An 11,899-nucleotide genomic window follows, 5' to 3' on the forward strand; every position below is an offset into this window, starting at 1 on the left:
GTTGCGCAGCACCTCGAGCGCGTGAGCGAGGTCGGCGGGGTACTCGGAGGTGAAGGTGACCTGCTCCCGCCAGTGGCCGGATGCACGAACGAGAATTGCCGCGCGTGCAGCCACAGGCGGGTCAGGCCCAGCCGCGCCCGTCCCACTGCGCCCAGGTCCGGATCGGGATCTGAGACTTCAGCAGCGACCCAGGCTTGGTGTGGCTGCGGGCCCGTAGCGCCATCTTCGCCTGGTCGCCGGCCAGCCGGCGGTCCATCGTGGCAGCCGACATCGCCAGCAACTCAGCCGCGGCGTCATCGGTGATGTCCAGCTCTATGAAGCGCCGCAGCCGGGGCACCAGCTCGCCCATGATCGGGGCCAGCCGCTTAACGGTCGGCGCACCATGGACCGCACAGCAGAATGCCAACGCCACAACCACTTCCGTCCCGCACCTTGGCACCCGGGGCGCGCACTCCCGGTGGCCTTGACCCCGGTTCGTGGACAGGGGTTGAGCGGCGAGTTGAACTTCTGCCTGCTGTGATGAGTATTGCATCTCGAAGTCCACGGGGCTGACTTGCCCGATCGAGGAGTGACGCCGGCGGCGGTTATAGCGGTCCTCGATCCACGCGCCGACCTCGCGAGCCGCACGGCTCTTGGTTGTCCAGACTCGGCGGTCAATCCCAACACGGGTCAAGCCGCGACCTGGTCTGATGCGTTGATCGTCTCACAATCCCAGCAAATACCGGTCAATCCCATCGACCGGGTGATGCCGTTCGCGGCAGCGAACGCGGTGATCTGAGCTGACGCATACTGCGTTCCGCGGTCGCTGTGAAAAATTACCTGCGACGGCAGGCCCTCTCGCAATGCGAGCGTCATCGTGAGGGCGTCCTCGATCAGGTCCGTTCGCGTGTGGTCCGCGATCGCCCACCCGATCACGCGGCGGCTGTGGGCGTCGATGACGGTCGCCAAGTACACCCAGCCCTCCCACGTCCTCAAATAGGTAATGTCGCCCACCCAGACCTGGTTCAGCGCCCCGGTGTCCCACTCCCGTTTCACGGCGTCGACCGGGTAGGCGTCCTCGTGGTCGATGATCGTGGTGGTCTTCCACTTCTTCGGGCAGATCCCCACCAATCCCAGTGACCGCATGACTTTCGCGACCGTTTTACGCGACACGATCTCCCCATCGGCGCGCAGATCGACGAGGACCCGAGGAGACCCGTAAACCTCATCGGAATCACCGTGGAAGAAGGCGACTTTCTGCTCGATATGCACCCGCCGCAGTTCGGCCGACGAGGCCTCACGGCCGTTCCAGGCGTAGTAGCCCGAACGCGATACCTCGAGCAATCGGGCGGTGCGGACGATGGTGAAATTGTTCTTCTCCGCCAACATCAGTTCGAACGCTTTCCGTTCGTATCCGATGCTTCCTGGGCGAAGAAGATGGCCGCTTTTTTAGGAACGGCCGATCAAGTTTCAGGTCAGCATTTTCTTTGCGTAACCTCAGCAACTCGGCCCTCTCGGACTCCGTCACCGCCGTCTCGCCGGTGTCGTTACGAGTCTTGAACGCGGTCACCCAACGGCCCAGGGAGGCCTCGTTGATTCCGAGCTCACGGGCCACATTCGCGACCGCCCGGCCAGTGTTGATAACCAGCTTCACGGCCTCGTCTTTGTATTCAGGAGTGAACTCCCGACGGGTCTTTGCCATAGTGAACATTCTCTCTTAGAAGGTGTCCACTCAACGGGGGCACGGCCAGTTCGACCGAGGCTCCGTTGCGTGGGGTGAACTATGCAGGAGTGCTCAGCAGTCCGATGTTACTGAGCGAAGTGCCGGGCAGCGTGGATGATCTGCACCGAGCCTGTCAGATCGCCCCCGTTGGCCGGCTCTCGTCAAGCCAAGGCCTTTACGACTCGAAAGCTGCTGGTTGGGTGGCTTCGCTCATCCACTACCGCCGGGCCGACCTTGTTGGCACTGTCAGAAGCTATCTTCGGCAGCGCGGCAAATGGGAGGCCGCGGCGCGCGAACTCGGCTTGCACCGCAATTCTTTGCGACATCGCATCAGCATCGCGACGAAGCTCATCGCAGCAGATCCCGACGACCCTGATGTTTCGGCCGAGCTGTGGTTAGCCCTGCGTGGCGTTGAGGCGGCTGGATTGCTCCGCGCGCCTTCGGGCCCATCCTGAAAAGCAGGGTCGGCATGCGTGAAAGCCTTGGCGGACTCGATATCTCGGCGGGCTTGGGTATTTGCGCGGATTTCGTCCCAGGCCCGGGCTGGATTGCAGAATTTGGAGATTTTCGGCACGAATTCTCGCACTTTTCGCCCTTCCAGTTGCTTAATATTGGTAAAACGTTCGCACTTGCGCACCGGAATTGCTACGTTGGGGCTACCGATTCCAACGCTGGCAATGCATCAGGTTTGTGTGCATTGGCCTCACGGGGTTCACAACGGAGTGAAAGAAGAAGGATCACCATGCGAAACCAGAAACTGAAGCGGCAACTGAGCGTAATCGCGATGGGGGGAGTGGCAACTCTGCTCATGGCTGGCTGCGCAGGAGGAAATGCAGTTGCACCAGTGGCAAATCGAGACCTTGGCACTCCGGTGGCGGGAGTCGTCCCCGAGGGCGTTTTTGATGGTGTCACGCTCACCTATGCGGCCTCTGGCGGTATCTTCCAGGACGGTCAACGAGACGCAGCGTGGGATCCTTTCGCAAAAATCTCGGGTGCGACGTTCTTGCAGGACTCATTCGATGCCGGCAAGCTCAAGGCAATGGTCGACAGCGGAAACGTGACCTGGGATGTCACCAACGCCACGCAGTTCGACACTGCACGTGGCTGCGGAACGCTCTACGAGGAGTACGACTACTCCCAAGTTGATATTTCGAAAGTCCCCGAGGGAACCATCACGGACAAGTGCATGGTGCCGAATATTCTTTATGGCCTCGTCGTCGCGTACAACACGGATGCGTTCGGTGACAATCCGCCTACCAGCGCCGCTGATTTCTTCGATACGAAGAAATTTCCGGGCAAGCGCACGGTCAGCCAGTCTCCGTATGTTGATCCGCAAACGGTGGAGTTCGCCCTGGCTGCGGACGGCAAGGACATCAACGATGTGAAGGTCGCCGACATTGACGTGGCCTTCGACAAGTATCGCGCCCTCGGCGATGACGTCATTGGCTGGACTTCCGGCGCGCAAGCACAGCAGCAGCTCGAATCGGGCGAGGCGGTTATGGGCCTCGTGTGGTCAGGGCGCGGATACGGCGCAGCGGCGGCCGGCGCGCCGGTCGCTCCGATGTGGGATGAGTGGATGATCATGGTCGATTCAACAGCCATTCCCAAGGGTGTGAAGGACCCGCAGGCGGCCTTCGCTGCCGTGAACTTCTACCTCGGTGCAGAACAGCAGGCGCGCATGACGGAGCTGACCTCGTATGGGCCGGTAAACGTCGACGCGAAGCCAAAGGTCGACGCGACCTTGAAGACGTGGCTCACCACGGAACACCTCAAGACCGGGCACGCTCCGAACATTGACTTCTGGGTGAAGAACTACGATGCTCTGGCGGCGGCATGGGCCGGCTGGGTTACCGGAAGCTAACCGGCATGGCTGATATATCTTCCATCCGCGACCGGGGTAATCGCTCCGTTGATGGCGGTGACACGAGTAAGACGATTCGAGAGCCAAAGAATTGGCGTCCGTTTCTACTCCTGATACCAGCCTTCGTGATCGTCTCGTTCTTCTTTCTCGCGCCGCTCGTTGATATCTTCATTCGAAGCATCACCGATCCGACGCTTGGTATTCAGAACTACGTGTGGCTGTTCACTACCCCGACCAACATGGTGGTCGCGTTTCGCACATTCGGAACGTCCTTCGTCGTGACGATCGTCTGTTTGCTCATCGCATATCCCTATGCGTATCTGATGACGATCGTCAGTGACCGCACCCGCAATATGCTGCAGCTGTTCATCATGCTGCCGCTGTGGACCAGCATCCTGGTGCGCACACTCGCATGGCTGGTTCTTTTGCAGGACACCGGACCCATCAACGGGTTACTCGAGTCACTGTTCGGAATTGGCCCGCTGCCGCTGATTAGAAGTACTTTTGGCGTGGCGCTCGGTATGTCCCAAGTACTGCTGCCGTTCATGGTGCTGCCGCTCTACTCAGCACTTTCCAAAATCGATAAGCGGTTGCTCCCCGCTGCTGCAAACCTGGGTGCGAGACCCGTCACAGCATTCTTCACGGTCTATTTGCCGCTCTCACGGCCAGGGATATTTGCGGGTTCAGTCACGGTCTTCATCCTGGGACTCGGCTTCTACATCATTCCTGCGTTGCTGGGCTCATCAAAGGAAATCATGATGTCTGCCCTCATGTACCAGCAGATTAGCGGCTTCCTCATGTGGGGACACGGCACCGCCCTCGGTATCTTCATGCTCACAACGACCATCGTGGTGCTTGCGCTCGTGAATCGTGCGTCTAAGGGTGCAAACCTGTTTGCGGGGCAGGCGAAATGACACTGAAACGCGCACTGGGTGCCTTGGCCGTTCTCATCGTTCTGTGGTTACTCCTTCCCACCCTGGTCATCATTCCCATGTCGTTCAACTCGGCGGCGTCGTTCAACTTTCCCCCGCGGGGCTTTTCCCTGCAGTGGTACGAGAACTTCTTCACTGACCCGTCGTGGTTGCGCGCTCTGGGTTCGTCCCTGCAGGTAGCCGTTATCACCATGGTCGTCGCTACCTCTTTGGGGATCATGGCGGCGATCGGACTGTCCAAGGTCAAATTCCGCGGAAAGGCACTGCTGGAAAGCTATTTCCTCACCCCGCTCATCGTGCCCGGCATTGTGATCGCGATTGGGCTCTACTCGCTCTTTCTGCGCTTCAACCTGCTCGGCACGCTTCCTGGCTTTGTGCTGGCGCACACGGTGGTGGCACTGCCACTCGTCATCATCAATGTGACAGCCTCATTGCAGGGTGTGGACCCGAAGTTGGAGCAGGCTTCAGCGACGCTGGGGGCAGGTCGACTCCGCACCTTCTTCAGCATCACCCTCCCGCTCATCATGCCGGGGGTGACGGCAGGAGCACTATTCGCCTTCGTTACTTCCTTCGATGAGATTATTCTGTCGCTCTTTATTCAGAGTCCGCAGTTGCAGACGCTGCCAGTGAAGATCTACAACAGCGTGACGCAGGCGAGTGACCCGACCGTCGCCGCCGTTGCTGTCGTCGCGATGTTTACATCCGTGCTGGTCATGCTCACCGCACAATTTGCTACCCGCAAGAGAAAGCGAGTTTCAGCATGAGACCGGAAATTACCACCGACGCACTGGATCAGAACGAACGAGAACTTCGGCAATTGCACCTCAATACCGAGGTCATCAGTGTGATCAACGACGCGGGAATCAGCCTTCGTGATGTGACAAAACGGTATGGCAAGAAGGCCGTCGTTGACGCCATCAACCTTGTTATCGAGCCGGGCGAATTTATGACGTTTCTCGGCCCGTCGGGTTCCGGCAAGACAACGACTCTCAATATGATTGCCGGGTTCGTTTCTGCCACGGAGGGGCTACTTCACATTTACGGCAAGCCGGTTGCCAAATTGCCCGCACATAAGCGCGACATCGGCATGGTATTTCAGAACTATGCCCTCTTCCCGCACAAAACCGTCGCGGAGAATATTGCCTATCCGCTCGAGCGACGCAAGATAGCGAAGGCAGAGCAGAAGCTGATGATCGCCGGTGCGCTCGAAATGGTGCGCATGGGAGAATTCGGCGACCGATATCCGGCCGAACTGTCCGGCGGTCAGCAACAGCGCGTAGCGCTCGCGCGCGCGCTCGTTTACAAGCCTCGTGTTCTGCTCATGGACGAGCCACTCGGCGCCCTGGACAAGAAACTGCGCGAATGGCTGCAGAAAGAGATCAAGCGAATCCACCGCGAGGTTGGATCAACCTTCGTGTATGTCACGCATGACCAGGAGGAGGCGCTTTCGCTCTCTGACCGGATCGCGGTATTCAACAATGGTCGGATCGAGCAGGTCGGCACCCCAGCTGCCCTCTATCAAAAACCAGAGACGCTCTTTGTGGGGCGCTTCCTCGGTGAATCCACTGTGCTGTCCGGCTCAATGGTCAACTCCGTTGACGAGATGACCACCCTGGATATTTCCGGACATCCGATCCGTGCTCCCGGCCAAAAGAGTTCCACGTCCCTGGCAATCCTTATTCGCCCAGAGAACATAACTCTTTATGAGGAAGGCACCGTTGCCGAATCATCAGCGGTAAACACACTGCCTGTAACGGTGCTGGACGCCAATTATCTCGGCTCTGCTTGGCGTTGCGAGGTGGAGTTGCCCGATGGCAGCACGGGCACCGTTCGTGAGGCCCACTCCGCAGTGGTGCGCGAGCCGGGCACGCGTGCCCTGATGCGGTGGAATGTCGATGCCGGTGTGCTTCTCGAAGACACTGGCGAGGCGGGTGCGTCACTGACCTAGTCGGTTACGACGTCGGTGAGTAAAAGTGGATGCTGCCAGGCCCCGCCCAGGGCCTGGCAGCATCATTTTGCGAGGGAGGCCGAGACTAGGCGTGCTTCTCGCAACCCGCTCTCGATGGCACCGTCGATGAAACCGCCCCACAGATCGGCGGTGTCGCAGCCGGCGAAGTGCAGCACGCCATCCGCTTGTTTCAGTTCTACAAGGTCGCGAGTCAGTTGGCCTGGTTTGTGGGTCATCCAGGTGTTCTGCGACAGTGGGTCCTTCATCCAGTCGTGCGCAGCGACCCCGATCACGTGCAGGTCATCACGCCACACTCGCAGGGCCGCTTGAACCTGGTCAATACTGGTCACGTCAATGGCCAGGTGGTCCGCGCCGAAGCCGACCAGAATGGTGTGATCATCCTCGATGAATTCGCTTTTGAGTACGGAGATCGCATGGTGCTGCGAGGCATAGGCGAAGAAGCGGGGCAGGCGACCGCGCACCTTGATCCACACTTTGAACCCCTGGGATGCCACGCGCTCGTGGTTGGCGCGCTGCCACACCAGAGGTAGCGTGGGGGTGACCCTGATGGTGTCGACCGCGTTGATGGGGAGGGTCATGATTACTCGTTGCGCCTGCAGCTGCTGACCACCGGCGAGCGTGACGACGGCCCCGTGGTTATTGTGCTCGATGGCGGTCACCGTTGAGTTGAGCCGGATGTCACCGTGCACATCGGCGGCGATGGCAGCGGTGAAGGAGGACATGCCTCCTTCAACACGGTACGTCGCAGAGGCCTCGTGCATGAGCGGCCAATGGCCGCCGGTCGCACTCGCCCAGCGCAGTGCGCTGGAGAGACCGACCCGGTCTAGTGGCGCATTGACGTGCCCCACCCACACAGATTCGTTGGCAGAGCGGGCCTCGTCGTCAAGAATTATTTCGTCTAGTCGCTGCTGGAGCGACTGGTCGTCCGATTCGGTGATTTCCCCGATGGTGGGATCTACAGCTCGCGGAATCATGGTGAGCGCATCCGCAACGATTTGACGTTGTCCGTCGTGGATGAGGGCAGTGAAGTCTGCGAGCGTGCCCTGTCGTAGCAAGGCGCCGGCACCGAGCCAGTACGCCTCTTCAGCGACCGGGCTGCGAACGATCTTTCTTTCGTAGCGGGTCATTTCCGCCCACACGTGGGGTTGTACCCAGTGCACCCACGTGCCACCGAGTTCGAGTTCGTGGCCGAGGGCTTGCTCGGTCCACGTGCGACCGCCAACTCGGTCCCGTGCCTCCAGCACGATAACTCTGTGACCAGCGTGGCCAAGTTCTCGTGCGGCCACAAGTCCGGCGAAACCGGCGCCGATGACAATCACGTCTGTTGCTTCCACTATGCCGCCCTTCAAAGATCCTGACGTTGTTTGGCGAGGGCCAAGATCGCTCTGGCTGCTCGATAACCGGACACGACCGCACCATTCAGGGACTGTTGGAGGCCGGTGTGCTCACCAGCGATTGCGACGAGCCCTGCCGCAGAGTCGAATGCCGACGTGTCTTCTGGCCTCCAGTCGAGGGACGGCGCCGAGTAGGACCCCAGCGTCCACTCGTCGTTTGTCCAGTCGGTCAACAGCACACCCCCGTCGATGTCCAGTTCAGGGCGCATCTTTTTCAGCTCGGCAACCCAACGTTTGGGCCCGTTCGCTGTATCGAGTGCCGCGAGGGTGCGGAATCCGCCAGCGAAGCACGAGAGCGCCGGTACACGACTTTCGCCATCGACCGACATCGAACGCCACGACCACCACGCATGATCAGCGCTCTGGAGTGCATTGTCGTCGTCGACAGCCGACAGAGGAACGCCGAGCTTCGCTGCCGTGCCCATCGAACGGTGGTCAAGCGCCGCTCGCTGAGGAGCAGGAAGCGTAAACCCGAGGGTGAGCCTGCGCAGGATTGGGAGCGGCACTGCGAGCACTGCCGCGTCCCCATCGACGGCGCTACCGTCGCGGAGGGTCACCTGAATACCCGCACTCGACTGGTCGATCGCGGTGATGGGGGACTCCAGCCTTATGCCCGCACCCAGCGAGCGGGCGAGTGCACTGGCGAGTGACTGGTTGCCCCAAAGGAATCGGCCACCGTCCTCTATATATCCGCCGTCGCTCGAGGACTCATGCATCAGGGCAGCTTCTGCGCTGATTAGTTCAGGATCACCGGCCAGGGATGTTGCTATTCGCCGGTACGCCGCATGGCCGTGAAATTCTGAGCCAATCGTCGCCTGGAATACGGCGTCCACCGAGATCTTGGTCATGCCATCTGCGAGCATCCCCCTGAGTGTGCTGACGAGACGCCCACTTACTGCATTCAGCTCGCTGAGGCTCAAGTGTGAACCGTTCACCGTTCGCCTTGCGTACCGCACATTGTGCGTGAGTATCGGGACCTCAACCTCTGCAGACAAACGACGAATAGCAAACTCCGTGGGAAAGATATATTCCCCACCGCGCTCAGTGACCTGACCGTTGTCGAGTGTCTCTGACCATGTGCGCCCACCGACCCTGTTGCGAGCCTCCAGTACCACGGGGTCATGACCGAGTTGACTCAGTTTCCAAGCGGCCGTCAGGCCCGCGAGGCCTGCGCCGACAATAACGACCTTCACTGTTCCCCCTCAGTTTGCGGCTCGAGGCGCAGCTGCTGAACTGAGCGACGATCAACCACACTGTTGATGCTGTTTAGACCTGAATGGCAGATATTATGAGAAAGCGTATCCACAATCGGAATATATTCATACATATTCCCAACAATCAGGGTCCGTGTGCACGGAATTGTTCGTTCGTGTGGCAGGATTCCATAAACCTGATCTTGAGACGAGGTGAAAATGCCGAGCAGTTCCGGATTCTCAATTGACGAGGATCACGTCATTGACTACCTGCGCCGTGATGGGCGTGCGTCGTACTCATCCATTGCCGAGGAGCTCGAGCTCACCAGGAATCATGTCTCTGAAATCGTGAAATCAGTGGTTGACAGCGGTCAGCTGCGATTTACGGCGAGCGTAAATCCGCGCATGTTTGGCTTTCACGTTGAGGGTCACCTGCATGTCGTCCTCCGTGATGACGCACGTGCTCTCTACGATGAAATGGTCGGGTCGTCACTGACCACGTATGTCTCAACAACAACTGGAGATGCGGGGCTGTGCATCTTGGTGCGCTGTCGCTTCGAGACAGAGCTGGTCGAGTTGCTTGCTGCAATCCGAGAACACGTCGAGGTACTCTCGATCCAGGTACATCGTTATCAAAGCATCGTCCATAATATTTATGCACCGACGCTTCAGGCGGAGGATGAGTCCTCTCTCGACGAAACTGACATGCGTCTGATAGAAACGCTGGAACGAGACGGCCGCGCTCCTGTGCGGGTGCTTGCCGAGGCCCTCCGTCTGCCTGAAAGCTCCGTACGTCACCGCATGACGAGGCTGATCGATGGCGAAATCATCCGTGTGGTCGCCGTGCCGAAGCGGGATTTTGGCCGCGCACACACGCTCGCAGTCGGCCTGGGCATACGACACAAAGGCGATTGCGGCGCTGGTGTGGAAGTACTGAGCAGATTAGGTGCGGAGTTCATTGCCACCACGACGGGTGATTTTGGCATCATCGCCACGGCAGTTTTCAATACTTTGCGCGAGGCGAACGACTTTGTGGAGGTGCTTCGACGCGAGCCATGGGTCGTTGGTCTTTCGACATGGATCCATCTGCAAATACTAAAAGAGGATTACAGCGTCGCTGAATATCGAGACACACGACAACGCTGACCGCTACCGGACCAACCAGCCGCTAACGGACGGCAGCTTTTCCGAGGCTATCCACATGGCTGCTTCTGAGCCGGGCATGATGCGATTCAACGAAGTCCGTGGATCGATCAGCGTGTTGGACGCGCGCCAGAAATTTACCAGGAGTTCGAAGACGAGTTGTGCCGCGAGTTGCTCAGCACGTCGAAGCCGACAAAATACGTGGCCGAGGCCAACGGGGTCGGCTCTCGAGACTTCCCGCTTCGACGAGCCACTGGACCAGGTCACTCATGTCCATTACCTGAGTCGGCAGCTGGGGAGCGCCCGGGACGAGGACAGCGCCGTCTTCGGACGAGGGGGAGGACGACAACGCGGCGATATTCGAGGCCGCAGACAAACTCGGCACGGTAACGGCGTTCGTCGCTTACGCCGGAGTCGCAGCCGCACAGTCGAGAGTCGATGAGCTCACCGTCTCACGCATCGCGGAAACGGTCCGGGTGCTCAGCCGAATCGCACTGTACCGGTGTACGTGCGGCTGATCACGTCGCTGTGCTCATCTGCCGTCCCCGTGACTGTGCCACGGCCCCGCAAGGTCTTGTCGGCGCCCGTCCCGTCGATGAACGCCCTGGTCCCGCTGTCAACGAGTACCAGCGGGTCCTGCGTTACGGTCTCTTTGATGTCGGCGCGGAGCGTGAAGTTTCCCTGGGTACCGTGGAAGACCTCGGTAACGTGAATGCTCACGAACGTGGGCGCTCCCAGAGCGCCCAAAGCGAACCTGGTGTTCGCGAACGTGCCGGAGTCCGTGAACGCGCCTGTCGCCTCGAAGGTCCCGGGTACCGGCCCGAACGGTTTCGCCGTCGTAATCGTCGCGGCCTGAGCCGCGGTCGCGGCCGCCACGGGTACTCCGGTGAGGGAGAGCGAGAGCGAGAGCGAGAGCGTGAGCGTGATCACGGTGACAAGCGCTGGAGCAAACGCCGCCACCCAAGTTATCCTGCCGCGGAGCAGGGGTCTGGCCATGATGCCTCCTTGGTTCGACCCGGCCGCGGTAGAGCGTCGGTCGCGACGGCTTTACACCCTTGGCGTGCTCAGGTAAATGGTTCGATCGGGGCTGCGCATGCGGGTGGGGCAGGGGCATCCAATCCGCGGGCACACCCCACCCACGTCTTCGACTCACCCCCTGTCATCGGCACAACCGACCTGCGGCGTGGCCTTGCCCCCGTTGAGCGGACACCTTTTAGGAGAGAATATTCAGCATGGCAAAGACCCGTCGGGAGTTCACTCCTGAGGACAAAGACGAGATGGAACTTTTCCAGTCCGGCACACGACGCGAGATCTTGAACCTTGAACGCTTTATCGTTGAGAGTGACCCGGGCCCGCTAAACAGCGATCCGTGGGCTGGTGCCTTCGGATGGGACGTCCCGTGACGCCCGAACGCGAGCCGTTAAAGGTGCTCTCACTTGGTTCGATCATCGGCGGCACCACGCCTGAAAGTCGCATCTGGGGAGGGGCAATCCGGGCGCTGACACGCGAGGTCTCGCGTCGTCGGGTCGGCATCGCATCGGACGTCAACGTCAATGTTGAGTTCCACGTTCCAGGAAAACCTTCTCAGCGGCGGTCAGAGACCGGCTTTACCCAACCAGAACGAGCCACATCCCCAATCATGCCGGCAAGCCCCTCACTGAAAGGAATTGAGGTTTAGCTGCGCAAGCTCGCCGCCCACGCCAGC

Annotated in this window: 14 protein-coding genes and 1 pseudogene; 8 read left to right on the forward strand and 7 right to left on the reverse strand. The window is 59.9% G+C overall.

Annotated elements, in window-relative coordinates:
- Nucleotides 1–3: 3 nt before the first annotated feature.
- The 4 genes and pseudogenes from IWX77_RS17205 to IWX77_RS13080 all read right to left on the reverse strand — a co-directional run.
- Nucleotides 4–137: pseudogene (locus IWX77_RS17205) on the reverse strand (RluA family pseudouridine synthase); the annotation flags it as partial.
- Complete coding sequence (locus tag IWX77_RS13070) at nt 122–412, reverse strand: hypothetical protein (protein ID WP_196844956.1); 291 nt, start codon at nt 410–412, stop codon at nt 122–124. The gene IWX77_RS13070 and the pseudogene IWX77_RS17205, both read right to left, overlap by 16 nt.
- A 257-nt stretch (nt 413–669) precedes the next feature.
- On the reverse strand, nt 670–1,368 hold the full coding sequence (locus IWX77_RS13075; RefSeq protein ID WP_196844957.1) for an IS3 family transposase: 699 nt from the start codon (nt 1,366–1,368) through the stop codon (nt 670–672).
- Entirely contained in the window at nt 1,277–1,681 is a 405-nt protein-coding gene (locus IWX77_RS13080; RefSeq protein ID WP_196844958.1) for a transposase, read from the reverse strand. The genes IWX77_RS13075 and IWX77_RS13080 overlap by 92 nt, the downstream gene beginning before the upstream one ends.
- An 89-nt stretch (nt 1,682–1,770) precedes the next feature.
- On the opposite strand from IWX77_RS13080, the gene IWX77_RS13085 reads away from it, so the two are divergent.
- The 5 genes from IWX77_RS13085 to IWX77_RS13105 are packed head-to-tail and all read left to right on the forward strand — an operon-like array spanning nt 1,771 to nt 6,443.
- Nucleotides 1,771–2,157, forward strand: coding sequence for a helix-turn-helix domain-containing protein (locus IWX77_RS13085; RefSeq protein WP_334353672.1), 387 nt, complete (start codon nt 1,771–1,773; stop codon nt 2,155–2,157).
- Between the two features lie 14 nt (nt 2,158–2,171).
- A complete protein-coding gene (locus tag IWX77_RS13090; protein ID WP_327012212.1) occupies nt 2,172–3,563 on the forward strand; it encodes an extracellular solute-binding protein in 1,392 nt (463 codons plus the stop codon).
- 5 nt (nt 3,564–3,568) lie between these two features.
- Complete coding sequence (locus IWX77_RS13095; RefSeq protein WP_196844960.1) at nt 3,569–4,477, forward strand: ABC transporter permease; 909 nt, start codon at nt 3,569–3,571, stop codon at nt 4,475–4,477.
- Nucleotides 4,474–5,259 (forward strand): ABC transporter permease, encoded by a 786-nt coding sequence (locus IWX77_RS13100; RefSeq protein ID WP_196844961.1) that lies wholly within the window; start codon nt 4,474–4,476, stop codon nt 5,257–5,259. Before IWX77_RS13095 ends, IWX77_RS13100 begins: the two co-directional genes overlap by 4 nt.
- Nucleotides 5,256–6,443 (forward strand): ABC transporter ATP-binding protein, encoded by a 1,188-nt coding sequence (locus IWX77_RS13105; protein WP_196844962.1) that lies wholly within the window; start codon nt 5,256–5,258, stop codon nt 6,441–6,443. Before IWX77_RS13100 ends, IWX77_RS13105 begins: the two co-directional genes overlap by 4 nt.
- 62 nt (nt 6,444–6,505) lie before the next feature.
- Here IWX77_RS13105 and IWX77_RS13110 read toward each other — a convergent pair whose 3' ends face one another.
- Together IWX77_RS13110 and IWX77_RS13115 are read right to left on the reverse strand one after the other, a co-directional pair.
- Entirely contained in the window at nt 6,506–7,798 is a 1,293-nt protein-coding gene (locus IWX77_RS13110) for a flavin monoamine oxidase family protein (RefSeq protein ID WP_196844963.1), read from the reverse strand.
- Between the two features lie 11 nt (nt 7,799–7,809).
- A complete protein-coding gene (locus IWX77_RS13115) occupies nt 7,810–9,051 on the reverse strand; it encodes a flavin monoamine oxidase family protein (protein ID WP_196844964.1) in 1,242 nt (413 codons plus the stop codon).
- Between the two features lie 219 nt (nt 9,052–9,270).
- Here IWX77_RS13115 and IWX77_RS13120 point away from each other — a divergent pair, with 219 nt between their 5' ends.
- Nucleotides 9,271–10,197, forward strand: coding sequence for an Lrp/AsnC family transcriptional regulator (locus IWX77_RS13120; protein WP_196844965.1), 927 nt, complete (start codon nt 9,271–9,273; stop codon nt 10,195–10,197).
- Nucleotides 10,198–10,674: 477 nt separating this feature from the next.
- On the opposite strand, the gene IWX77_RS13125 is transcribed toward IWX77_RS13120, so the two are convergent.
- Nucleotides 10,675–11,190 (reverse strand): hypothetical protein, encoded by a 516-nt coding sequence (locus tag IWX77_RS13125; protein WP_196844966.1) that lies wholly within the window; start codon nt 11,188–11,190, stop codon nt 10,675–10,677.
- Nucleotides 11,191–11,426: 236 nt separating this feature from the next.
- Between IWX77_RS13125 and IWX77_RS13130 the strand changes: the two genes are divergently transcribed.
- Both IWX77_RS13130 and IWX77_RS13135 read left to right on the forward strand, forming a co-directional pair.
- Nucleotides 11,427–11,597 (forward strand): hypothetical protein, encoded by a 171-nt coding sequence (locus tag IWX77_RS13130; RefSeq protein ID WP_196844967.1) that lies wholly within the window; start codon nt 11,427–11,429, stop codon nt 11,595–11,597.
- Nucleotides 11,594–11,872 carry a hypothetical protein gene (locus IWX77_RS13135; RefSeq protein ID WP_196844968.1) on the forward strand — a complete coding sequence of 93 codons (279 nt, stop codon included), beginning with the start codon at nt 11,594–11,596 and terminating at the stop codon, nt 11,870–11,872. The genes IWX77_RS13130 and IWX77_RS13135 overlap by 4 nt, the downstream gene beginning before the upstream one ends.
- The last annotated feature ends 27 nt before the right edge of the window (nt 11,873–11,899 follow it).

Source organism: Cryobacterium sp. CAN_C2, from assembly GCF_015751745.1.
Lineage (GTDB): Bacteria > Actinomycetota > Actinomycetes > Actinomycetales > Microbacteriaceae > Cryobacterium.

Coding starts and splice junctions, on each gene's coding strand:
- IWX77_RS13125 (WP_196844966.1), bottom strand. CDS start 11,190: ATGGCCAGACCCCTGCTCCGCGGCAGGATAACTTGGGTGGCGGCGTTT.
- IWX77_RS13095 (WP_196844960.1), top strand. CDS start 3,569: ATGGCTGATATATCTTCCATCCGCGACCGGGGTAATCGCTCCGTTGAT.
- IWX77_RS13105 (WP_196844962.1), top strand. CDS start 5,256: ATGAGACCGGAAATTACCACCGACGCACTGGATCAGAACGAACGAGAA.
- IWX77_RS13090 (WP_327012212.1), top strand. CDS start 2,172: ATGCGTGAAAGCCTTGGCGGACTCGATATCTCGGCGGGCTTGGGTATT.
- IWX77_RS13075 (WP_196844957.1), bottom strand. CDS start 1,368: ATGTTGGCGGAGAAGAACAATTTCACCATCGTCCGCACCGCCCGATTG.
- IWX77_RS13120 (WP_196844965.1), top strand. CDS start 9,271: ATGCCGAGCAGTTCCGGATTCTCAATTGACGAGGATCACGTCATTGAC.
- IWX77_RS13080 (WP_196844958.1), bottom strand. CDS start 1,681: ATGGCAAAGACCCGTCGGGAGTTCACTCCTGAATACAAAGACGAGGCC.
- IWX77_RS13130 (WP_196844967.1), top strand. CDS start 11,427: ATGGCAAAGACCCGTCGGGAGTTCACTCCTGAGGACAAAGACGAGATG.
- IWX77_RS13100 (WP_196844961.1), top strand. CDS start 4,474: ATGACACTGAAACGCGCACTGGGTGCCTTGGCCGTTCTCATCGTTCTG.